The sequence below is a fragment of the Rhizobium sp. CG4 genome, assembly GCF_023701965.1.
In the GTDB taxonomy this organism is placed as follows: Bacteria; Pseudomonadota; Alphaproteobacteria; order Rhizobiales; family Rhizobiaceae; genus Agrobacterium.
Genome location: NZ_JABAEG010000005.1, coordinates 148,861 through 173,317, shown reverse-complemented (window position 1 = coordinate 173,317; position 24,457 = coordinate 148,861). Strand labels below are relative to the sequence as shown.

Here is a 24,457-nt window from a genome sequence, read left to right as displayed (position 1 = left end):
ATGAACAGGGAGCATGTTTTTAAATGACCATCTATCAAAATCTTATTGCCGGTGAGTGGACTGGAACCAACAGTTCGCAGAACATCAATCCATCTGACACCAACGAAGTTGTTGGCCTTTACGCGCAGGCTTCTTCTGAAGATGCCCAGTCTGCTATCGCAGCTGCCAAGGCAGCATTCCCTGCATGGTCGCGTTCCGGCATTCTGGAGCGTCACAGCATTCTGAAGAAGACTGCGGACGAAATCCTTGCTCGCAAGGAAGAACTCGGCGCGCTTCTGGCCCGTGAAGAAGGCAAGGTTCTGGCTGAAGGTATCGGCGAAACCATCCGCGCTGCGCAGATCTTTGATTTCTTTGCTGGCGAAGCACTGCGTCTGGCCGGTGAGGTTCTGCCGTCTGCCCGTCCGAACATCGGTGTTGAAATCACCCGCGAACCGCTCGGCGTTATCGGCATCATCACGCCATGGAACTTCCCGATCGCTATTCCGGCGTGGAAGATCGCACCTGCACTGTGCTACGGCAACACCATCGTCTTCAAGCCTGCCGATCTGGTTCCAGGTTGCGCATGGGCCATCGTTGACATCCTGCACCGCGCAGGCCTGCCAAAGGGCGTTCTGAACCTCGTTATGGGCCGTGGCTCGGTCGTTGGTCAGGCCATGCTTGACAGCAAGGACCTTGCCGGCATCACCTTTACCGGTTCGACAGGCACTGGCCAGCGCGTTGCAGCGTCTTCACTGCCGTTCAACCGTAAATTCCAACTTGAAATGGGTGGCAAGAACCCGTTCGTCGTTCTCGACGACGCTGATCTCGGCGTTGCCGTCGAAGCTGCTGCAAACTCCGGCTTCTACTCCACCGGCCAGCGTTGCACGGCATCTTCGCGCATCATCGTGACCGAAGGCATCCACGACAAGTTCGTGGCCGCCCTGACCGAACGTCTTGCCAAAATCAACGTTGGCAACGCGCTCGACAAGGACACCCATGTTGGTCCGGTTGTTGATGAAAAGCAGCTCAAGCAGGACACCGACTACATTGAAATCGGCAAGAAGGAAGGCGCAAAGCTGGCCTTCGGTGGCGAAGTGCTCAAGCGCGACACCCCCGGCTTCTTCCTGCAGCCTGCGCTGTTCACCGAAGCGACCAACGACATGCGTATTTCGCAGGAAGAAATCTTCGGACCGGTTGCTGCTGTTATCCGCGTCAAGAACTACGACGAAGCGCTGGCTGTTGCCAACGACACGCCGTTTGGTTTGGCATCCGGTATCGCCACCACCAGCCTGAAGCACGCCACCCACTTCAAGCGCAATGCTGAAGCTGGCATGGTCATGGTCAACCTGCCAACCGCAGGCGTGGACTTCCACGTTCCGTTCGGTGGACGCAAGGCATCGTCCTTTGGTCCTCGCGAACAGGGCAAGTACGCTTCGGAATTCTTCACCACTGTGAAGACAGCTTACACTCTGGCCTGATCCGCCAACGAATTATGAGACAAGACGATCCCCGGCCAAGCGCCGGGGATTTTCGTTTGGCCACCTGAAACGCGTCATCCTTTTGCGGTTTGACTGGCCGCAAAACCGTCTTATGGTTTTGCCGACCTACCCCGTGCCCCATCCCCGCCTGAAAGGATATCCCGCATGACCAGTATTGCAATGATTGAAGCCGCACGTCAGCGTATTGGCGATCAGGCGCGCCGCACACCATTGCTGTCCTCTCCCTTTCTGGATGAGATTGCCGGGCGAAAAATCCTTGTGAAAGCTGAGTGCTTGCAGCGAACCGGCTCTTTCAAATTCCGTGGAGGATGGTCCGCCGTTTCAGCATTGGATCCAGATGTTCGAAGTCGCGGCGTTATTGCCTTTTCCTCTGGTAATCACGCGCAGGGCGTTGCTCATGCCGCAGCGCTGCATGGTGTACCCTCCGTCATCATCATGCCGGCAGATGCTCCGAAGATAAAAATAGATAACACCAAGGCATTTGGCGCAGAGGTGGTGCTTTTTGACCGTGCCAAGGATGATCGTGATGCGCTTGGCGCGCGTCTGGCCAGCGAGCGCCAACTGACGTTGATCAAACCCTTCGATGAACCTCAGGTCATTGCGGGCCAAGGTACCGTTGGTCTAGAAATCGCAGAACAGGCGGCAGAACTGGGCATTCAAAAAGCTGACGTCCTGATCCCTTGCGGTGGCGGTGGACTGACCTCCGGCATCGCACTTGCATTGGAGGCCAAGGCACCGGGCCTGACCGCCCGCCCCTGCGAACCCGAAGACTTCGATGACACGACCCGCTCTCTGAAAAGCGGTCAGATCGAAAGAAATGCCAGATTGGCCGGGTCACTCTGCGATTCCATCATCACACCGCAACCGGGCAACATCACTTTTCCAATCATGAAATCCCTTTGTGGTAAGGGCATTGTCGTTACCGAGGTAGAAGCTCTGAAGGCCGTGGTACTGGCATTCACGCGGCTGAAAATCGCACTGGAACCCGGTGGTTCCGTGGCACTTGCCGCCGCACTTTTCCACGGTAATGCGATTTCTGGTGACGAGGTTATTGTTGTTGCGTCAGGCGGCAATGTCGAGCCGGATGTCATGCGCGACGCACTTTCCAGATACGCCTGAAGGATCGGGCAGTCTTAATCTTTATGCCAAATGAGCCCGGCGACGGAACTGACCGGGTCAAACGGCGTTCTCTATGCGGAGATGAGGACAGGCTTTGCTCGATCAAGGCCAAAAACATCAGTATTTTTCCGAAGGGGCCGCATGGTTGAAAATTTATCTCTACACAATTGGTAGAGATAAGATTAATCTTTGTTAACAGTGGGCAAAGCCACAATGGAGGAAACCGCGATGACCTATATGAAGGCAGAGAAAGTCAAAACTTTTTCGACATCGTCTACGCCCCGCAGCACTTGGAGCAGCACGCTCAACAGTGCACTTGTCGGCGCAAGCTTCCTGTTTGTCGCAGCTGTGGTCTGCGGACTGTTTGCCTAATAGTTTTTTTAAAATCCTCCCATATTTTAAGAAAAGGCCGGTTGTTAAACTGGCCTTTTTATTGTCCGGGAGATCGCTTTCACGCCTTGAGGTAATCCTCGACCAGTTCTGCCCAGAACGCCGTGCCGATCGGCAGAATGTCATCATTGAAGTCATATTTGGGATGGTGAAGCGGCGGATCGTTTTCCGTGCGCGCACTGCCCAGGAAGAAATACGCACCGGGCCGCTTTTCCAGCATATAGGCAAAATCTTCAGCCCCCATCGAGGGGCGCTGCATCTCGGCTACATTGTCATCGCCGGCAAAACGTCGAGCAAGATCAAAGATATAATCCGTTTCAACCTTGTGATTGATTGTGGCGTTATAACCACGCTGATAGTCGATATCGACACTCATGCCGTAGCTTGCGGCCTGTCCTTCCGCGATCAGACGAATGCGCTTTTCCAGCTCATCACGCACTCCGGGATCGAAGGAACGAATGGTCAGCGACATCTGCGATGTCTCGGGAATGACGTTACTGGCAACACCGGCATGGAACGCCCCAACCGTCACGACGGCCGACAGCTGCGGGTGAATGTTGCGCGACACGATGGTCTGTAACGCCATGATGATGCTTGCACCCGCCACGATCGGATCTGAAGCATCCTGGGGCTCGGCTCCATGCCCTCCATAACCCTTTACGGTGATGGTGCATTCATCGACGGCCGCCAGCAGCGGTCCGTCACGGAGGATAAACTTGCCAAAAGGCTGGCCGGGATCATTGTGCAGGCCAAATACCGCATCACAGGGGAATTTTTCGAACAGGCCGTCCTCAATCATGATGCGGGCCCCACCGAAATTTTCCTCGGCGGGCTGGAAAATCAGGTGCACGACGCCGTCGAAATTCCGGCGCTCGGCAATGATCTTGGCCGCGCCCAGCAACATTGCCGTATGACCATCGTGTCCGCAGGCATGCATCACGCCGGGATGCTCGCTCTTATACGCGGCACCGGTTTCCTCGTGAATCGGCAGCGCGTCAATATCCGCCCGGATACCGACAGAACGCGTGGAACTGCCATTGCGAAGAGTGGCGACAACACCTGTACCGGCCAGACCGCGCGTTACCTCATAGCCCAGAGCCACCAGCTGTTCCGCGACAAAATCCGAGGTCTTGAATTCCGAAAGCCCGATTTCAGGAAACCGGTGCAAATGCTGTCGCGTGGCAACCACGTCGGGCATGTGGTTTGCAAATTTTTGCGAAACGGAGAATTGGCGCGTCATGATCAGCTTCCGGTATATTCAGTCTTATGAACATGTGCTTGGACAATCGAGATCCGACACACTGAAAGATGAAGCTTTAGCAGCATCCGGACAGGCTTGTAAGGCCTCCACATGATCCGTGAATTTCACCAAAGCAGCGGGGCAAAAATGACTTTGCGGCCCCGACTACGTTTTGTCGCGCAAAGGGGCCAAGGCCATTGAAATGATTCAACTCTTGCATCCAAACGCAACAGGTGGCATGGAACTGTAAATGGTCCGGTTTGGTCTTTTGCTACAGGCGGTTAAACGCCCTTACGAGTGAAATGATGATCACGAAGGTAAAACCGGAAAACCATGTTGGCTTGGGGGGAGTTCGCCAGATCGCACGCGATTGCTGGGGCAGTTTGTCCTGAAGAATGCGCTTGCCTCAAACGACTGATATTCAACGATTTCCGACACTGCGACCCAAAAATGCCACTATCATGGGAAAGCAGAGTTGTAGTGAATTAATGACTGTCTGAACAAAAAATCCATATTTTCGTTCAGACTATAGACTGGCCTGCCCGCAACGCCGAAAGTCCTTTTTGATGTTGCGAAGCGGGTAAACAATTAAATCTTTCATCACACAGAATTACGAGCCGATGTCCTTCCATATCACGCCGAAAGCCGCCGCCCGTGAAGCCGAGAGCAAGCAGATCGATCACAACGATTCGATCCGCTCTGACTATCTTGCTATGGAGGAGCTGAATGCATATGGCGCCTCTCTGTCGCGGGACGGTGCAAGTGACCTCCCTGGGTTCATGAGCTTCGATTTCTTCGCCCGCCACCGGGAGAATGAAAAGGAGATTTTACGCGTCTATCGCGCAACAGCGGCCGATGTGGAAAATGGCGCAACGATCACGCCGGCAGCCGAATGGCTGTTGGACAATCACTACGTCATCGAGGAAGCCATTCAGGAAGTTCGGCGCGATTTCCCGCGACGCTTCTATCGCCAGCTTCCAACCATGCAGATCGGTGATGTCACGATCCCGCGCGTCATGGCGCTGGCATGGCTTTATGTTGCCCACACGCACAGCACGGTTTCCCGTGAAAGCCTGACGGCACTGGTTGAAGGTTACCAGACCACAAATACCCTGCAGATCGGCGAGCTGTGGGCGCTTCCGTCCATCCTGCGTTTTGTGCTTATCGAAAACCTGCGCCGCATCGCGTTTCGCGTCGACCGCTCGCGTCGTATGCGCCAGAAGGCCAATGAGGTTGCCGACGAGATCATTCGCCTGAATGACCCGGAAGCATCCGTCGAGGTTCTCAAACGCATCGACAGTTTCGCTGAAGATCGCACCTTCGCGACCCAGTTCCTGTATCGCCTGCGCAACGGTTCGCAGAGCTCAGGTTTCGCCGTTTCCTGGCTGGAAGAGCGCCTGATCAGCGCCGGTACAGACGCCGAAGAAGTGATGATGGCGGAGCATAACCGCCTCGCCTCTGGCAACGTGACGATGGGCAACATCGTCAAGAGCCTGCGTGAAATCGACGATACCGAATGGTCTGTATGGTTTGAAGAGGTCAGCCATATCGACAAGGTGCTGCGTGAGCACACCGATTACAGCGTTCTGGATTTCGGTTCGCGCAACACCTACCGCAACACGATCGAGCTACTGGCGCGCCGCTCCGGCAAGACAGAGGTAGAAGTGGCGCAGCTGGCGGTCGACATGGTCACCGCAGCGGAACAGGCCAATGAACACCATCCGCATGTTCCTAACGTCGGCACATTCCTGGTTGGACGCCGCCGCAAGGAGTTGGAGGAAGCCATTGGCTATCGCCCGCTGATTGCCCAGCATGTCGTGCGTTCGGTGCGCAAATTCCATTGGATGGCAGTTGCGGTTCCAGTTGTTCTGCTGACAGTGCTTGCCATGACCGTGGCCGGTTGGCTGCTGGGTCGCGCCGGCATGGAATGGTACGTCATTCTTGCCTTCCTGCTGATGTTTTCTCTGCCAGCATCCGAAGGTGCAACGGGCCTGTTCAACACGTTGGTCACGCTGTTCGTCAAGCCGTTTCGACTTGTCGGATACGAGTTCAAGGAAGGCATTCCGCAGGATGCCCGCACGCTTGTTGCGGTTCCCTGTCTGATTACCAACCGCGATAGCGTCGATGAACTCGTGCGTAACCTCGAAGTCCATTACCTCGCCAACCCGCATGGCGCGATTTCCTTTGCGCTGATCAGCGACTGGCGTGACGCCAAGACCGAGGAAATGGCCGGCGACCAGGAAGTTCTGGATTATGCCCGCAAGGAAATAGCGCGTCTCAATACGCGTTACCCATACAGTGACGGCCAGCGTTTCCACATTTTCCACCGCCGTCGTCTCTACAATCCGTCCGAAGGCGTGTGGATGGGCTGGGAGCGCAAGCGCGGCAAACTGCACGAACTGAACCTGCTTCTGCGCGGCGACAAGGACACCAGCTTTATCGCAGGTCTCGAAAATGTACCGCTCGATGTTCGTTACGTCATGACGCTTGATGCCGACACACGCCTGATGCGTGAAGCAGTTACCAAGCTTGTCGGCAAGATGCACCACCCGATCAACCGCCCGGTTCACGATCCAGAAACCGGACGTGTCATCTACGGTTACGGCCTTCTGCAGCCGCGTGTGACGCCATCCCTGACAACCGGCAAAGACGCTTCGGTGTTCCAGCGCGTCTATTCGATCAACCGTGGTATCGACCCTTACGTCTTTACCGTGTCGGACGTCTATCAGGACTTGACCGCCGAAGGCACCTTTACCGGCAAGGGCCTTTACGACATTGACGCGTTTGAAACCGCCCTTAAGGGTCAGGTGGATGAAAACGCCGTTCTCAGCCACGACCTTCTCGAAGGTTCGTTTGCGCGCTGCGCCCTGATCACCGACGTTGAACTGGTCGAAGATTTCCCGACCCGTTACGAAGTGGAAGTATCACGCCAGCATCGCTGGGCACGTGGCGACTGGCAGCTGCTGCCTTACATTCTCGAAGCCAAGCGTGGTGTGACAGCCATTGGCCGCTGGAAGATGATCGACAACCTCCGTCGCTCGCTGACGCCGATCGCATGGTTCTTCGCATCTGTTCTCGGCTGGTACTTCATGGACCCGCTCGGCGCGCTGATCTGGCAGATCCTGCTGATCTTCTCGCTGTTTGTGGCTCCGACCCTGTCCATTCTTTCGGGCATTGTTCCGCCAAGCACCGACATCATTCCACGCGCGCATTTCCACACGCTTTGGTCTGAAATTCGCGCCACAAATGCGCAGGTTGCGCTGCGTATCGTGTTTATTGCTGATTCTGCCTGCATGATGACCGACGCGATTGGTCGCTCGCTTTACCGCCTGTTTGTCAGCCACAAGCTGATGCTGGAATGGAAAACGGCGGCAAGCGTGCAATCCAGCGCGCAGGGCAGTATTACCGACTATTACCGCACCATGTGGCATGCACCGGTTATCGCGCTTTTGGGTCTGCTGTTTGCGGCACTTCCAGGCGACAATGCCTTCCTGGTCGGGATTCCATTTGCTGTGCTGTGGGTATTGTCTCCAGTCGTCGCCTGGTATGTCAGCCAGTCGGCTGAAACCGAAGACCGTCTGTTTGTGGCCGATCACGTCTCTGACGAACTGCGCAAGATCGCGCGTCGGACATGGCGTTATTACGAAGAGTTTGTCACGCCCGAGCAGAACCACCTGCCGCCGGACAACTTCCAGGAAACACCGCAGCCGCTTGTTGCCGAGAGAACGTCTCCGACCAATATCGGCGTTTATCTGCTGTCGGTGATTTCGGCCCGCCATTTCGGTTGGATCAGCTTTGCAGACACCATCGACCGGATGGAAAAAACCATCACCACCGTCGAGAGCATGGAGAAATACCGCGGCCACCTGCTCAACTGGTACCACACCGATACGCTGGCGCCTCTTGGCCCGCACTATATTTCGGCGGTGGACAGCGGTAACCTTGCGGGCCATTTGATTGCGGTGTCGTCTGCGTGCCGTGAATGGTGTGAAGCGCCATCCGCTCACCTTCAGGGCAACCTCGATGGTATTGGCGACGTCGCCGGTATTCTTCAGGAATGCCTCAAGTCCCTGCCGGACGATCGCAAGAACCTGCGACCGCTGCACCGTCGTCTCGAAGAGCGCATCACCGGCTTTGCCAATGCCTTAGCATCGGTCAAGCGCGAACACGAGTTTGCATCGATCCGCGTCATCAATCTTGCTGTGCTGGCACGTGACATCCAGAAACTCGCTTTCAACCTTGATCACGAGGTCGATTCTACACAGAGCGCCGAAGTCACCCATTGGGCGGCACTTCTGGTCAATGTCTGTGAAGCACATATCTCTGACAGCGCTTTCGACCTGACCAATATTGAACCGGTGCGTCAGCGACTCGCCGCTCTGCGTGACCGCGCGCGCTCCCTCGCCTTCTCGATGGACTTTACCTTCCTTTATCGCAAGGATCGTCGTCTACTTTCAATTGGTTACCGCGCAGATAGCAAGGAATTGGACGAAGCCTGCTACGACCTTCTGGCATCCGAATGCCGTCTGACCAGCCTTTTCGCCATTGCCAAGGGCGACCTGCCAACCGAACACTGGTATCGTCTTGGCCGCCAGGTCGTGCCGGTTGGTGCGCAGGGTGCACTGGTATCATGGTCCGGCTCCATGTTCGAATATCTGATGCCGCCACTGGTCATGCAGGAGCGTCAGGGTGGTATTCTCAACCAGACCAACAATCTTGTGGTTGTTGAACAGATGAACCACGGTCGCCGCCTCGGCACGCCATGGGGCATTTCTGAAGCGGCCTTTAACGCCCGCGACCACCAGATGAACTACCAGTACACCAACTTTGGTGTGCCGAGCCTCGGTCTCAAACGTGGTCTTGGCCAAAATGCGGTGATCGCACCTTATGCGTCGATCCTCGCGAGCCAGTACAATCCTGAAGCAGCCCTCGAAAACCTCGAGAAGTTGCGTAAACTCGGCGCACTTGGCCAGTATGGATTCCACGACGCCGTGGACTTCACGCCAACCCGTGTGCCGGATGGCAAGACATGCGCCGTGGTTTACAACTACTATGCCCACCACCACGGCATGTCGATTGCAGCCATTGCCAACGTGGTGTTCGACGGCCGTCTGCGTGAACTTTTCCATTCCGATCCGGTTATCGAAGCCGCGGAACTGCTGCTGCAGGAAAAGGCACCGCGCGAAATACCGGTCATGAGCGCCAAATACGAGCCGGAAACACCCGGCAAGGAACAGGCAGATCTGTTGCGCTCGGAAGTGCGCACCGTGACAGACCCAGCCATCAAGGACCGCGAAGTTGTGTTCCTGTCAAACGGTCACTATTCGACCATGCTGACCGCCACCGGTTCGGGGTACTCCCGCTGGAACGGCCTTGGAATATCCCGCTGGAAAGCCGATCCGACCGAAGACCGTTGGGGCACCTTCATCTTCCTGCGCGACACGACAACAGGCGAATGGTGGAGCGCCACCACGGAACCAAGAGTAGCCGAAGGTGAAAAGACCAAGGTCGTGTTCAGCGATGACAAGGCCGAGTTCCACAAGACCACAGGCGACCTGACCAGCACCGTCGAGTGCATTGTCGCCACCGAGCATGATGCCGAAGGGCGCCGTGTAACATTGCTGAACGTTGGTTCGGAAGACCGTTACATCGAAGTGACGTCCTATATGGAGCCGGTCATTGGTGCAGAAGACGATGACAACGCACACCCTGTCTTCTCACGCATGTTCCTGCAAACCGAAATTGGCCGTCGTGGCGACGTCATTCGGGCATGGCGAAATAAACGCACACCGAATGAACCAGGCACCGTTATCGCGCACCTGACAGCCGACACCACCGGTACATCGCGTCCGACAGAATTCGAAACCGATCGCAGACGCTTCATCGGCCGCGGCCGCACGCTTGCGGAAGCAGCAGCCTTTGATTCCGGCGCAAGCCTTTCAGGTTCGGACGGCGTTACGCTCGATCCAATCCTGTCTCTGCGCCGTGTTGTCCGCGTTCCGGCCGGCAAAAAAGTCAGCATCATCTTCTGGACGATTGCTGGACCAAGCCGCGAAGAAGTCGATAAGGCGATTGACCGCTACCGTCACCCGGATGCGTTTGCCCACGAGCTTGTTCATGCCTGGACAAGAACCCAGGTGCAGATGCGCCACGTTGGCGTTACCTCGCAGCAGGCTGCCGCTTTCCAGCATCTCGGCCGTTATCTGGTCTATCCGGACATGCACATGCGCATCGATGCGGCGACTGTCCAAAACACGCTCGCATCACAACGCAAGCTCTGGCCATTGTCCATTTCGGGCGATTATCCGATCTTCAGCCTGCGCATCAATGACGACATGGACATGGAAATTGCGCGTGAGGCGCTCAGTGCCCATGAATATCTACGTTCGCGCGGTGTGCTGTTCGATCTGGTAATCGTTAATGAACGCGCCACCTCTTACGCGCAGGACATGCAGCACGCGCTGGATGTCATTTCCGAAGGACAGCGCCGTATCAACCCGGCGGATGGCGGCAAACCGCATGTCTTCTCCGTCCGCAAGGATTTGACGGATGAGGAAACATGGGCAGCCTTGCTGGCTGCGTCGCGCGTCGTCCTGCACGCCCGCAATGGCAAGATTGTCGATCAGGTCAACCGTGCAGTGTCGCTATTTGCAGCGCACCGCACACCGGATGGCAGCGACAGCATTGTTCCACTGCCCGCCGAGCAGTTCCCGGCAGCCCAAGCCTTGGACGACAAGGGCGATCTGGATTTCTGGAACGGCTTTGGCGGCTTCAACAAGGTTGGTGACGAATACATCGTGCGTCTGCGCGGCGGTCAGTCGACGCCGCAGCCGTGGATCAATGTGATTTCCAATGAAAACTTCGGTTTCCACATTTCAGCAGAAGGCGCAGGATTTAGCTGGAGCCGCAATTCGCGCGACTATCAGCTGACACCATGGTCGAATGATCCGGTCAGCAACCGTCCGGGCGAAGCATTTTATGTGACTGATCTGGACAGTGGCAAACTGCACAGCCCGCTCGCCACGCTGTCACGCAATCCGGAGCTTGTCTTTGAAGCCCGCCACGGCTTTGGCGTTTCAAGCTTCACGGTTGAAGACAATGGTCTGGCGCTTGGCCTGACGCAAACGGTAGACCGCAGTCATCCGGTCAAGCTGTCACGCTTGACCATCAAGAACACCAGCGGCGAAACCCGCCGCCTGCGGACCTATGGTTATGTTGAATGGGTGCTTGGCAATAATCGCCAGAAAACCGCACCGTTCATCCTCAGTTCGCATGACGAAGAAACCGGTGCACTGCTGGCAACCAATGCCTACAGCATTGACTATAGCGGCAACTTCGCCGTCTTTGCGTCAGACAGCAGCAAAGCCGGCTACTCGACCAGCAGACGCGAGTTCATCGGTCGCCATGGCAGTGTTGTCAAACCAAAGAGTGCGGCAACAGGTGCAAGCCTGTCCGGCAGCATCGAGCAGGACGGTGATCCGTGCGCAGCACTGAGCCAGGATCTGACACTGGCGCCGGGCGAAGAAAAGAGTGTCCTGTTCTATCTTGGCGACGCCGACAGTGCTGACGCTGCCAAGGCACTGGTAAAAGATATTCGCGCGACGGATTTTGACGCAACCGTCAAAGCAAACCGCGATTTCTGGAATGACTTTACCGGCCGCCTGCAGGTTGAAACGCCAGACAAGGCGTTTAACCACATGGTCAATCGCTGGCTGCCCTATCAGGCCCTGTCTTGCCGTCTGATGGCACGCACCGCCTTTTACCAGTCGAGCGGCGCATTTGGTTTCCGTGACCAGCTGCAGGATACACTTGCCTTCCTCATCCAGCAGCCGGAACTGGCCAGAGGCCAGATCATTCGTGCAGCTGGCCGCCAGTTCGCGGAAGGCGACGTTCAACACTGGTGGCTGCCAAACAGCGGCGCGGGTGTACGGACACTGATCTCGGACGACGTTGTCTGGCTTGGCTTCGCCATCAATCAGTATCTGGCGGCAACGGCCGACACCGCTATCCTTGAGGAACAGATCCCGTTCCTGAAAGGCCACCAGCTTCTGCCGGGTCAGCACGACGCATTCTTTGAGCCTGAAGTTTCGAGCGAAACGGTAAGCCTCTATGAACACGCGGCGCTGGCGCTTGATCTGGCAATTGCCCGCACCGGCGAAAACGGTCTGCCACTCATTTTGGGCGGCGACTGGAACGATGGCATGAACCGTGTTGGCACCAGCGGACGCGGCACCAGCGTGTGGCTTGGCTGGTTCCTGGCCGGTACGTTGCGTGACTTCATCGGTGTTGCCGAACAGCGCGGCGACCATAAACGCGCCAAAGCGTGGAAAACCCATCGCGATCGACTGCGTTCAGCACTCGAAACAGCCGGTTGGGACGGTAGCTACTACCGTCGTGGATATTACGACGACGGTACGCCACTCGGCTCCTCTGAAAGCGACGAATGCCGTATCGATTCTCTTGGACAGAGCTGGAGTGTTCTGTCCGGTGAAGGTGAAGATGCCCGTTCGCAGCAAGCCATGAATGCCGTGCTTGAGCAGCTGGTGGATAGTGAAAAAGGCATCATTCGCCTGTTCACGCCACCGCTTTCCAAAACCGATCAGGATCCCGGTTATATCAAGGCCTATCCGGCCGGTGTGCGTGAGAATGGTGGCCAGTACACCCACGCAGCCACCTGGGTTGTGATGGCGCTGGCCAAACTTGGTCGCACGCAGGATGCATGGAAATGCTTCTCGCTGCTGAATCCGGTCAACCATGCGACCGATGCCACCTCGGCGGAACACTATCGCGTTGAGCCTTATGTCGTAGCAGCTGACGTGTACGGCGAAGGCGCTCTTGCCGGTCGTGGTGGCTGGAGCTGGTACACTGGCTCTGCCGGTTGGCTCTACCGCGCAGCCGTCGAGAGCATTCTTGGCCTGAAACGTGAAAATGGCGAACTTCACATCAATCCTGCTATTCCGCAGGAATGGGATGGCTTCTCTGCCGACATCAACGTCGATGGCAAGGTCCGCAAAATCACGGTTAAGCGCTCCGGCGATACTGTGACTGTCTCGGTGGATGGCAAGCCACTGGACGCCGCAAAGCGTACAATCAAGCTCGGCTAAGTCTCTTCCCCGAACCGACACCGGTTCGGGATGAGGACGAACCTCAGACGATAACCGCCACCTGCAAGGGTGGCGGTTCTTTTTTGTCTGCAGTCTGCGTATTTCAAATGAGGGGCGCTCAATACCAGCCAGCAATACGGAGGTTCTGGCCGACCAGACAGCCTATGATGGACGGCACAAAAAAACCTCCGTTCGCAAACGGAGGTTTTCAGATTAATGACAATCGACAGATGACTGAGGTTCAACCCATCAGGTCAAGGCAGGAGCCGTTTGGCGATTGCCCTCTTCCGCCAGGATGCCACTGGTGCGCAGAAGCGATGCAAAGCGGCCGTCTCGGGCACTCAGCTCATCAAACGTACCCATTTCAATGATGCGTCCGTGATCTAGGAACAGCACGAGGTCAGCATCCCGCACGGTCGAAAGACGGTGGGCAATAATGAAGGTGGTGCGGTTCTTGCGCAGCGTATCGACCGCCGCCTTGACGCGCGCTTCTGTTTCAACGTCTAGCGCACTGGTCGCCTCGTCAAGAACCAGAATAGGCGCATTCTTCAAAATGGCACGTGCGATCGCAACACGTTGGCGTTCACCACCCGACAGACGGTTACCGCGCTCACCAACATGGGTGTCATATCCCTCCAAACGACCAACGATAAAATCGGTCGCCGCAGCCGCTGTCGCCGCTTCAGCAATCTCGGCATCCGTCGCATCCATGCGGCCAAGACCAATATTGTCACGGATACTGCGGTTGAGAAGACCGGCATCCTGGAACACAGTGGCAATGTTGTTGCGCAAGGATTTGCGCGTCACCGTCGAGATGTCGATATTATCGATGAGGATTTTGCCCTGACCGGGATCATATACACGCTGCAACAGGTTGATGAGCGTGGTTTTACCGGCACCGGTTGGCCCGACAATGGCAATTGTCTGCCCCGCTTGCGCAGTAAATGAGACGTTGCGAACGCCCTGCGTGGTATTGACAAAATCAAAGGACACATCGCGGAATTCCACCGTGCCTGCCGCATGGCCAAGATCCTTGGCATCCAGTGGTTCTTCACGGTCCTTCACGCTGTCTTCAAGCGTGAAGAAGTCTTCGAGCTTTGAGCGGGCTTCGAAAATCTGTGTCGCAAAGGCACGCATTTGATCAAGACGACCAATCAGCAGGTTGGCAAAACCGATAAAGGCAATGACATCGCCAACGCGCAGTTCGCCGCTGCGAACCAGAAGTGTGCCGATAATCAGGATGATCATCATCGACACGGTGGATGCCGTGCGGTTCAACGCACTGGCCAGCGCCCACCAGTCTAGAACAGGATACTGTGCGCTCAACAGGCGCTCGGTAAAGCCCTTAAGCGCCTTTGTCTCTGCTTCAATCCGGTTATAGCTGTGCAGCACGGAGACGTTGCTGATCGAATCGCTGACATGCGAAAAAACCGTGTGGTAGTGTTTTTCCACAGCAGCCTGACCATTCTTCGTCCGCTGCATGACCATTCTGCCGATGATCCAGTAAACCACACCCAGCGCAATCAGCACGAAGCTAAGACGCAGATCCATGGAAATGGCTGTCGGGATAAGCAGCAGAAGGGCAACGGCCGTTGCCAGGTGCGTGCGCATGAATTCCAGCCACAGGCCAAACAGGGTTTCACTGGCGCGCAGAAGGGTGTGCAGCGCATTGGAAGTACCACGTTGCTGATGCCAGGAAAGCGGCATGGAAATGATGCGCCCGAAGGCTTCTGTCAGCAGGGTAGCGCGCCGTCCATGCGCCAGCCGATCGGCCTCACGCGCCACAAGCACATAGGCAATGGTGTTGAAAACACCAAAGGCCGCCCAGATCATCAGGATGCCGGTTGCATCACTGCCGCTCGAAATCGCATCAATAATGCGACCGAACAGAATAGGCTCGGCAATGCTGATTGCCGCCAGGATGACGTTGGCGATCACAACGATCCCGACGCGCAAACGGTTTTCTGCGAGATAACGAAGGGCTCTTGCGTAAACCTGAAACAGTGTCAATTTCGTATCCAATCCTCATGAAGCCGGCTTCAAACTCCGGTATTCATTTTTCGCCTTCGGGTGCACGCGCAAATCGCACGCGAAGTTCAAAAAAAGTCCCTGTGCTGAACTATCAAATAAACCGCACAACTCATAGCATTTGATGGTTCAATGGTTTGTATTTCCTGGAGAGCATGGCAAGATTTAGCCGTTGTGTTTTAGGTATTGATAACCAAATGGGGTGAAACCTGACCGCGGTCTAACCTGCGTAACATGACGTCACCAAAAAACGGTTCGGGTCCATAGTTATGTAGGATTTATGCCAATTTCGGGACGTGCATCGTCATGCGTCATATAAATGAGTTTCTTTTCATCTGCTCGGAAGCCGACACGAGAGAAGAACTTCTGACTGGTTTCGGACGCCTTCTGGAACAGTATAACTTCAAGTTTTTCATATTTTTCAAGCGTTCGCAGGACGATGTGGACGATCTTGGCACTCCTCTCGGCGAAAAATTGCCGGAGGGCTGGCGCGATTATTATCACAGCCGCAAATACCCGCTGATCGATCCGACACGCAAAATGCTGGCCTCTTCCCATCGTCCGTTCAGATGGCAGAATAGCGTTGGCCCGTTCAAGCCAACCGCATATCGCAAGCGTATTGCCAGATTGTTTCAAGATAGTGCCCGTTACGGCATGACCGACGGATATGTCTTCCCGATCCACGGCCGTGGCGGCTTGTTGGGCAGCGTCTGGATTGCAGGCGAACCGGGCGACATGGCGCCTTCGGAATTGGCACTTTTTGATGCCGCTGCCCGCGCCACCTTCTGGCGCCTTCTGGAACTCTCACAGGACGATGCTGCAACGCTGGACATGCCGCTGCCACCGGAAATTCGTCTCACCCAGAGAGAGATGGATATTCTGATTTTGCTGTCAAAGGGCATGACGTCCCCAGAAATGGGCAAAGAGCTGTCGATCTCCAGCCATACCGTCGACTGGTATATCAATGGCATTCAGCGGAAGCTCCATGCCCGCAATCGCCAACATGCCATCGCTCTGGCATTCCGCTACGGACTTATTTCCTGATCTCAACCGATTGGTCTTCTGTCGAGCGAACGCTTTGGCGCTGAATAGCCCTTCCCAAGACAGGGTTTTGCTGCTTAATTTCGCGCTGCAACATATATGCATCCGCGACGATTTTGGGAGACCGTCTTGAAGATATCGAAAATTCTTGTGGCGAACCGATCCGAGATAGCGATCCGTGTATTCCGTGCAGCCAACGAGCTGGGAATAAAAACGGTGGCGATCTGGGCTGAGGAAGACAAACTTTCGCTGCACAGGTTCAAGGCGGATGAAAGCTATCAGGTTGGTCGCGGCCCCCATCTGGCCAAGGACATGGGACCAATCGAAAGCTACCTGTCGATTGAGGAAATTATTCGCGTTGCCAAACTTTCCGGCGCCGATGCCATCCATCCAGGTTATGGCCTCCTGTCCGAAAGTCCAGAGTTTGTAGAGGCCTGTAACGTTGCAGGTATCATTTTTATCGGTCCTACCGCCGACACGATGCGCCAGCTTGGCAACAAGGTAGCAGCCCGTAATCTGGCAATTTCGGTTGGCGTTCCCGTCGTACCGGCAACCGACCCGCTGCCTGAAGACATGGCCAAGGTCGAGCGTATGGCCGAACAGATCGGTTATCCAGTAATGCTGAAAGCCTCCTGGGGCGGGGGCGGACGCGGCATGCGCGCCATCCGCAAAAAGGAAGATCTGGCGCGTGAGGTTATGGAAGCGAAGCGCGAAGCCAAGGCTGCCTTTGGCAAGGATGAAGTTTATCTAGAGAAGCTGGTCGAGCGTGCACGCCACGTTGAAAGCCAGGTGCTTGGCGATACGCACGGCAATGTCGTGCATCTATTTGAGCGTGATTGTTCCATTCAACGCCGTAACCAAAAGGTCGTCGAACGCGCGCCTGCCCCTTACCTTTCGGAAGAACAACGTCAGGAACTGGCCAATTACTCGCTGAAAATTGCCGCTGCCACCAATTACATCGGCGCGGGCACCGTCGAGTACCTGATGGATTCCGACACCGGAAAATTCTACTTCATCGAAGTTAACCCGCGCATTCAGGTGGAACACACGGTTACCGAAGTTGTGACCGGTATCGATATCGTCAAGGCGCAGATTCATATTCTCGAAGGTGAAGCGATCGGCACGCCCGAATCCGGCGTACCAAAGCAGGCTGACATTCGTCTCAATGGTCACGCACTGCAGTGCCGTATCACCACCGAAGATCCGGAACACAACTTCATTCCTGACTACGGCCGTATCACCGCCTATCGTTCGGCAGCCGGCTTCGGCATTCGTCTGGATGGCGGCACGGCTTACACCGGCGCTATCATCACCCGTTATTACGACCCGCTGCTGGTCAAGGTAACAGCATCAGGCGGAACACCACAGGAAGCCATCAGCCGCATGGACCGCGCGCTGCGCGAGTTCCGTATTCGCGGCGTTGCAACCAACCTGACCTTCCTTGAAGCCATCATCGGCCATGAAAAGTTCCGCAACAACACCTACACGACACGTTTCATCGACTCGACACCAGAGCTGTTCCAACAGGTCAAACGGCAGGACCGTGCCACCAAACTGTTGACCTATCTGGCTGATGTGACCGTCAACGGCCACCCGGAAACCAAGGGTCGCGCCACACCATCGGACAAAGCTGCCAAGCCGATTGTACCTTACATCGACAAGGCCATTCCCGACGGCACGAAGCAACTGCTGGACAAGCTAGGGCCGAAAGGTTTTGCCGAGTGGATGCGCAATGAAAAGCGCGTTCTCGTTACCGACACCACCATGCGCGATGGCCACCAGTCGCTGCTGGCCACCCGTGTGCGCACCCATGACATTGCCAGCGTTGCCAATGTTTACGCCAAGGCACTGCCGCAACTGCTGTCTCTGGAATGCTGGGGCGGCGCGACATTTGACGTATCGATGCGCTTCCTGACGGAAGATCCTTGGGAACGCTTGTCGCTGATCCGTGAGGGCGCACCGAACCTCTTGCTTCAAATGCTGCTGCGCGGTGCCAATGGCGTTGGTTACAAGAATTACCCGGACAATGTCGTCAAATATTTCGTGCGTCAGGCTGCCAAGGGTGGCGTAGACCTGTTCCGTGTGTTCGACTGCCTCAACTGGGTTGAGAACATGCGCGTCTCGATGGATGCCATAGCCGAAGAAAACAAGCTGTGTGAAGCAACCATCTGCTACACGGGCGATATCCTGAATTCGGCGCGACCGAAATATGACCTGAAATATTATACCAACCTTGCAGGCGAACTCGAAAAGGCTGGCGCCCATATTATCGCCGTCAAGGACATGGCCGGCCTGCTGAAGCCAGCAGCCGCAAAGGTTCTGTTTACCGCGCTGCGTGAAGCAACATCCCTGCCAATTCACTTCCACACCCATGACACGTCAGGCATTTCGGCTGCGACCGTTCTTGCCGCTGTCGATGCAGGTGTGGACGCGGTGGATGCAGCCATGGATGCGCTTTCCGGCAACACATCCCAGCCTTGCCTGGGTTCGATTGTCGAAGCCCTCTCCGGCACCGAGCGTGATACCGGCCTTGATCCGGAATGGATCAGACGTATTTCCTTCTATTGGGAAGCGGTACGCGGCCAGTACGCAGCCTTTGAAAGCGACCTTAAGGGACCAGCTTCCGAAGTCTACCTGCACGAAATGCCCGGTGGACAGTTCACAAACCTCAAGGAACAGGCCCGTTCGCTTGGCCTTGAAAGCCGCTGGCACGAAGTGGCGCAGGCTTATGCTGACGCCAACCGCATGTTCGGTGACATCGTCAAGGTAACGCCTTCGTCCAAGGTTGTCGGTGATATGGCCTTGATGATGGTCAGCCAGGATCTAACGGTTGCGGATGTCGAAAACCCTGACAAGGATATCGCGTTCCCTGAATCTGTTGTCTCCATGCTGAAGGGCGATCTCGGACAATCACCAGGCGGCTGGCCGGAAGGCCTGCAGAAAAAGGCTCTGAAGGGCGACAAGCCCTACACGGTACGTCCCGGTTCACTGCTGGAAGATGCTGATCTGGATGCAGAACGCAAAACCATCGACGCGAAGATCGGTCGCACCGTCAATGACTTCGAATTCGCATCCTATCTGATGTATCCGAAGGTGTTTACGGACTTTGCTTTGGCATCCGAGCAATATGGGCCTGTTTCAGTTCTTCCCACCCACGCCTATTTCTACGGCATGGCAGATGGCGAGGAACTGTTTGCCGATATCGAACGCGGCAAGACATTGGTTATCGTCAATCAGGCGATGAGCGGCACCGACGACAAGGGCATGGTCACCGTGTTCTTCGAAATCAACGGTCAGCCACGCCGCATCAAGGTGCCAGATCGTGCCCATGGCGCATCCGGCTCTGCTGTCCGTCGCAAGGCCGAGCCAGCCAATGGCGCACATCTGGGCGCACCAATGCCAGGCGTCATCTCTCGCGTCTTCGTCAACCAGGGCCAGACGATCAAGGCCGGTGATGTATTGCTGTCAATCGAAGCCATGAAGATGGAAACAGCACTGCACGCAGAAAAGGACGGCACAATCGCTGAAGTTCTGGTGCGCGCAGGCGATCAGATCGACGCCAAGGACCTGCTGGTCATCTACGGCGAGTAACAGAATTGCCACTCATGACGCTTCAACATCATGCCCGCTGAAAAGCGGGCATTTTTGTTCTTGCTGTTTTAACTCAATCGATTTATGCGTGTTTTTGCACGTTTATTCACGATTGATAGTCAATGTCCAAAACAGAGCATTTTGTAAGCGAAAGACAGGCCTTCATTCTCTCGGAACTCGAGACGAAAGGTCGTGTCATTGCGCAGGAACTCGCCCAGACCTTCAGCACCTCGGAGGACACCATCCGCCGTGACCTGCGTGAGATGGCCGCCCGCGGTGAATGCGAACGCGTTTATGGCGGTGCGTTAAAGACAACAGGTATCACCACGCCACTGCAGACACGGCTGACCGAAAAAACCGATCGCAAAGCACTTCTCGCACAAACAGTCGTCTCCCTGCTCAGCGAGGGGATGGTTGTCTTTATCGATGCCGGCTCGACAAATCTCGCGGTCGCACGTCAGATACCGCAGGATTTGCGTCTGACGGCAATTACCAACACACCCATCATTGCCGCAGAACTTGCCAGTAAATCTGGTGTTGATCTTATTGTGATTGGCGGAAAGGTCGACGCCAATGTCGGCGCCTCCATTGACGCCACGGCCCTGCGGCAGCTGGAACAGGTACGTCCTGATCTGTGTATTCTCGGCGCCTGCGGCGTGACTCTGGAACATGGCCTTGCTGCAGACATTTACGAGGATGCGGTTTTCAAGCGCTTGGCATGCCAGGCAAGTGCAAAAATATTGGCCGCCATTACCCGTGAAAAACTTGGCCACAAGGCCGCCTTCAATGTGTGTGATCTCGGTGATCCGCTGTCGCTCATTCTCGAACATCAGGCAAATCCGGTCTTCAGCGATGCGTTGATCGCTCGCGGCATTGAAATTCACATGGCCGCATCCGCTTCATTACAACCCGTAATCCCCAATTCCTGAGGATAACTCCGATGTCTGGCTCTGCCATGAACACCACCTTGCCCGTCCGCACGTCCTATATGACGAGAACCCGACTGGCCATTTCTCTGCTGTTCCTGATGAACGGTTTCATGATGGGTTCCTGGGCACCAATGATCCCGGAATTTGCCCACCGGCTTTCCTTGAGTGAAAGCCAGCTCGGTCTTGTCATCTTGATGTTCGGCGTCGGATCACTGCTGATGATGCCAGTGGCAGGCGCAAAAATCGCCCGTTACGGCTCCAGAAAAGTATCACTGACAGCCGCCGTTGTGTTTCTGCCGACCCTTCTGCTGATCACTCTCACCAACAACGTCTGGAGCGGTGTGGCTGCAGTGGTGTTGTTCGGTGGTCTTACGGGCGCCATGGACGTGGCGATGAATGCCAACGCAGTCGCAACAGAGCGCAGCATGCGCCGCTCGATCATGTCGTCTTGCCATGCCTTCTGGAGCCTTGGCGGCTTGCTCGGTGCTGGTCTTGGCGGCTTGCTCATCAAACAGATCGGCGTTTACGGCCATGCTATAACCCTGACGGTGGTCGCCGCAATCCTGCTGACAATCGCATGGCCACGTGTTCTTGCCGATCCTCCGCATCCTGAACAACACCACGAAAAGCTTCGCCTGCCAATGACACCACTACCTTGGATCATTGGTATCATGGCGCTGTTTTCCATGGTGCCGGAAGGTGCGATCCTTGACTGGGGTGCACTTTATCTGCGCAATGAACTTGGCGCTTCGGTCACCGCCTCGGGTTTTGCCTTCGCCGCGTTCTCCATGACAATGGCCATCATGCGTTTCGCCGGCGATCTGGTGCGTGACCGGTTTGGTGCCGTAAACACCTTGCGTGTTTGCTCGGTGATCTCGATTATCGGCCTGTTGATTGCCGGCATCGCCACCAACCCGGTTGTCGCTATCGCCGGCTTTGCTATCGCCGGTATCGGTATTTCCAACATGGTGCCAATTGCCTTCTCGGCGGCTGGCAACATGCCGGGCCTCGCACCCGGCATTGGCCTCTCGGTTGTCACGACCATGGGGTATTCCGGTATTCTGGTTGCTCCGTCTGCGATCGGCTTCATAGCTGAGCATATCGGGCTTGGAACAGTATTCATCGGCCTGCCGGTACTGCACGTTATCGTCCTGCTTCTCTCGAGGCTGGCCCGCCACGCAGATGGTGCCAGCGGCCACTGACCGGTTTCAACCGCAAAAAAATGTCCGCCACATCAACTGGCGGACATATCGACACCGTTTAAGACGCCTTTGTTTTCATGACCTCAATCAAAGATTGCATCGCAGGAAAATCTGCAGCCTTTATGTATTTCATTTTTTGTGATTGATGATAATTCCTGACAATGATCATCAAAGCGCCTGAAATAGGCGACAAATCAGCACTTCCTGGCGGCAGGTAATGCCACTCAAAGCAAAACGTGATAGGTATAATATTGACAAGGCACGCGCCTTGATCCACCTGAATAGGCGCATTTGTCGCAAGCGTAGAGATAACGATGTCATCACCCATTGATTTTGATCCCAAGCCACGCCGTGCCTCGGTTGCCGTCGATGTGGGGGGCGTCATCGTCGGTGGCGGAGCGCCTGTTGTTGTGCAGTCGATGACCAACACCGACACGGCCGACATTGACGCGACTGTTGCGCAGGTTGCCGCGCTTTATCGCGCTGGCTCTGAAATTGTTCGCATCACCGTTGACCGCGACGAGAGCGCAGCCGCTGTACCGAAAGTACGCGACCGGCTTTTGCGCCTTGGTCTTGATGTACCGCTGGTTGGCGACTTCCATTACATTGGCCACAAACTGCTGGCGGATCATCCCGCCTGTGCGGAAGCACTTGCAAAATACCGCATCAATCCCGGCAATGTCGGCTTCAAAGACAAAAAGGACAAGCAGTTCGGCGATATCGTCGAAATGGCGATCCGTTATGACAAGCCGGTTCGAATCGGCGTCAACTGGGGGTCTCTCGATCAGGAACTGCTGACCACATTGATGGACAAGAACCAGGCTGAAGGTTTTCCTCTGTCTGCCCGTCAGGTCACCCGCGAAGCCATCGTGCAATCAGCACTGATTTCGGCCGAGCTGGCCGAAGATATAGGCCTGCCACGCAATCGCATCATCCTGTCGGCGAAGGTCAGTCAGGTGCAGGATCTGATTGCCGTCTATTCCATGCTGTCAGAGCGTTCTGACCACGCCCTGCATCTCGGCCTGACCGAAGCGGGCATGGGCTCCAAGGGCATTGTCGCCTCGTCTGCGGCCATGGGTTATGTGCTGCAACACGGCATTGGTGACACGATCCGCGTTTCTCTGACGCCGGAACCCAATGGCGACCGTACCCGTGAAGTGCAGGTTGCGCAGGAACTCCTGCAGGTCATGGGCTTCCGTCAGTTCATTCCTGTTGTTGCGGCGTGTCCTGGCTGTGGTCGCACGACCTCGACGGTGTTCCAGGAACTGGCGCAAAACATCCAGAACGACATCCGAAAAAACATGCCGATCTGGAAGGAAAAATATCCTGGCGTCGAGGGTCTCAACGTTGCGGTCATGGGCTGCATCGTCAACGGCCCGGGCGAAAGCAAACATGCCGATATCGGTATTTCCTTGCCCGGCACCGGTGAAACTCCGGCCGCTCCGGTCTTCATTGATGGTCAGAAAGCCCTGACCTTGCGTGGTCCAGATATTGCAGCAGATTTCGAAGCGCTGGTCATCGACTACATTGAAAAGCGGTTTGGACACAAACACGCAGCAGAATAATCAACACCCGCCGGGATTTTGCCCGATTCGTGGTATTTCAGGTCCATCAATCAAGGAGCCATGATTCGATGATCAAAAAGTTTGCAATCCTTGCGCTTGCCGCAACATTCCTTTCAGCCTGCACCACGACGGACCCCTATACTGGCGAACAGAAGATGTCCAACATGGCAGGCGGCGCCGGTATCGGTGCTGTTGCAGGTGCGCTTGGCGGTCTGGCTGTGGGCGGCGGATCTGGCAAGTCCGGCCGTAATGCCATCCTGCTGGGCGCAGGTATTGGCGCGCTGGCTGGCGGTGTGGTCGGCAACTACATGGACAACCAGGAGGCAGAACTGCGTCAGCAGCTTCAGGGCACCGGCGTTTCAGTGACCCGTCGTGGTGACAGCATCGTTCTCAATATGCCATCAAACATCACTTTCGCAACCGATCAAGATCAGGTGATCCCACCGTTCTACGACACACTGAACTCGGTCGCCATTGTTCTGAACAAGTTCAACCGCACGCTGATCGATATCAATGGCCATACCGATTCCACCGGTAGCCTTGCCCATAACCAGGGTCTGTCTGAGCGCCGTGCCGCGTCTGTCGCCAACTACATCGGCGCACGTGGCGTAGACCAGCGCCGCATTTCGACACTGGGTTACGGCCCGTCGCAGCCGGTCGCATCGAATGCATCGCCGGAAGGCCGCGCGCAGAACCGCCGCGTCGAAGTGCTGATCTCTCCGCTCACCCAGAGCTGATAAATTAACACAGACACTAATTGAAAAACGCCG

General features: G+C 55.8%; 13 protein-coding genes. 10 read left to right on the top strand and 3 right to left on the bottom strand.

The genetic code is table 11. The features are described 5' to 3' along the window. Positions 1–23 precede the first annotated feature (23 nt). The 3 genes from HGO37_RS16165 (at position 24) to HGO37_RS16155 (ending at position 2,969) form a co-directional block, all read left to right on the top strand. Complete coding sequence (locus HGO37_RS16165) at positions 24–1,457, top strand: aldehyde dehydrogenase family protein (RefSeq protein WP_192490503.1); 1,434 nt, start codon at positions 24–26, stop codon at positions 1,455–1,457. A gap of 165 nt (positions 1,458–1,622) precedes the next feature. Then, positions 1,623–2,597, top strand: coding sequence for a threonine ammonia-lyase (locus tag HGO37_RS16160; RefSeq protein ID WP_250984216.1), 975 nt, complete (start codon positions 1,623–1,625; stop codon positions 2,595–2,597). Positions 2,598–2,825: 228 nt separating this feature from the next. Beyond that, on the top strand, positions 2,826–2,969 hold the full coding sequence (locus tag HGO37_RS16155; RefSeq protein WP_250984215.1) for a hypothetical protein: 144 nt from the start codon (positions 2,826–2,828) through the stop codon (positions 2,967–2,969). 79 nt (positions 2,970–3,048) lie between these two features. Here HGO37_RS16155 and HGO37_RS16150 read toward each other — a convergent pair whose 3' ends face one another. After that, complete coding sequence (locus tag HGO37_RS16150) at positions 3,049–4,227, bottom strand: M20 aminoacylase family protein (protein WP_250984214.1); 1,179 nt, start codon at positions 4,225–4,227, stop codon at positions 3,049–3,051. 620 nt (positions 4,228–4,847) lie between these two features. On the opposite strand from HGO37_RS16150, the gene HGO37_RS16145 reads away from it, so the two are divergent. After that, a complete protein-coding gene (locus tag HGO37_RS16145; RefSeq protein WP_250984213.1) occupies positions 4,848–13,331 on the top strand; it encodes a glycoside hydrolase family 94 protein in 8,484 nt (2,827 codons plus the stop codon). Between the two features lie 249 nt (positions 13,332–13,580). Here HGO37_RS16145 and HGO37_RS16140 read toward each other — a convergent pair whose 3' ends face one another. After that, the gene (locus HGO37_RS16140) at positions 13,581–15,341 is read right to left on the bottom strand and encodes a glucan ABC transporter ATP-binding protein/ permease (RefSeq protein ID WP_250984212.1); all 1,761 of its coding nucleotides are present in this window, start codon (positions 15,339–15,341) and stop codon (positions 13,581–13,583) included. A gap of 324 nt (positions 15,342–15,665) precedes the next feature. Here HGO37_RS16140 and HGO37_RS16135 point away from each other — a divergent pair, with 324 nt between their 5' ends. The 4 genes from HGO37_RS16135 (at position 15,666) to HGO37_RS16120 (ending at position 22,122) form a co-directional block, all read left to right on the top strand. Further along, the gene (locus HGO37_RS16135; RefSeq protein ID WP_250984211.1) at positions 15,666–16,403 is read left to right on the top strand and encodes a helix-turn-helix transcriptional regulator; all 738 of its coding nucleotides are present in this window, start codon (positions 15,666–15,668) and stop codon (positions 16,401–16,403) included. Positions 16,404–16,529: 126 nt separating this feature from the next. Beyond that, entirely contained in the window at positions 16,530–19,991 is a 3,462-nt protein-coding gene (pyc, locus tag HGO37_RS16130; protein WP_250984210.1) for a pyruvate carboxylase, read from the top strand. A gap of 122 nt (positions 19,992–20,113) precedes the next feature. Further along, positions 20,114–20,920, top strand: coding sequence for a DeoR/GlpR family DNA-binding transcription regulator (locus HGO37_RS16125; RefSeq protein WP_250984209.1), 807 nt, complete (start codon positions 20,114–20,116; stop codon positions 20,918–20,920). A gap of 11 nt (positions 20,921–20,931) precedes the next feature. Then, positions 20,932–22,122, top strand: a complete 1,191-nt coding sequence (locus HGO37_RS16120) for an MFS transporter (RefSeq protein ID WP_250984208.1) — start codon at positions 20,932–20,934, stop codon at positions 22,120–22,122. 58 nt (positions 22,123–22,180) lie between these two features. Here HGO37_RS16120 and HGO37_RS16115 read toward each other — a convergent pair whose 3' ends face one another. Beyond that, the gene (locus tag HGO37_RS16115) at positions 22,181–22,450 is read right to left on the bottom strand and encodes a hypothetical protein (protein ID WP_250984207.1); all 270 of its coding nucleotides are present in this window, start codon (positions 22,448–22,450) and stop codon (positions 22,181–22,183) included. Here HGO37_RS16115 and ispG point away from each other — a divergent pair. Beyond that, on the top strand, positions 22,437–23,687 hold the full coding sequence (gene ispG, locus HGO37_RS16110; RefSeq protein WP_250984206.1) for a flavodoxin-dependent (E)-4-hydroxy-3-methylbut-2-enyl-diphosphate synthase: 1,251 nt from the start codon (positions 22,437–22,439) through the stop codon (positions 23,685–23,687). The two genes, HGO37_RS16115 and ispG, sit on opposite strands and share 14 nt — an antisense overlap. Before the next feature lie 68 nt (positions 23,688–23,755). After that, positions 23,756–24,424: a YiaD family glycine zipper/OmpA-like lipoprotein gene (locus HGO37_RS16105; protein WP_250984205.1), complete on the top strand. Its 669-nt coding sequence runs from the start codon at positions 23,756–23,758 to the stop codon at positions 24,422–24,424. Positions 24,425–24,457: the final 33 nt, after the last annotated feature.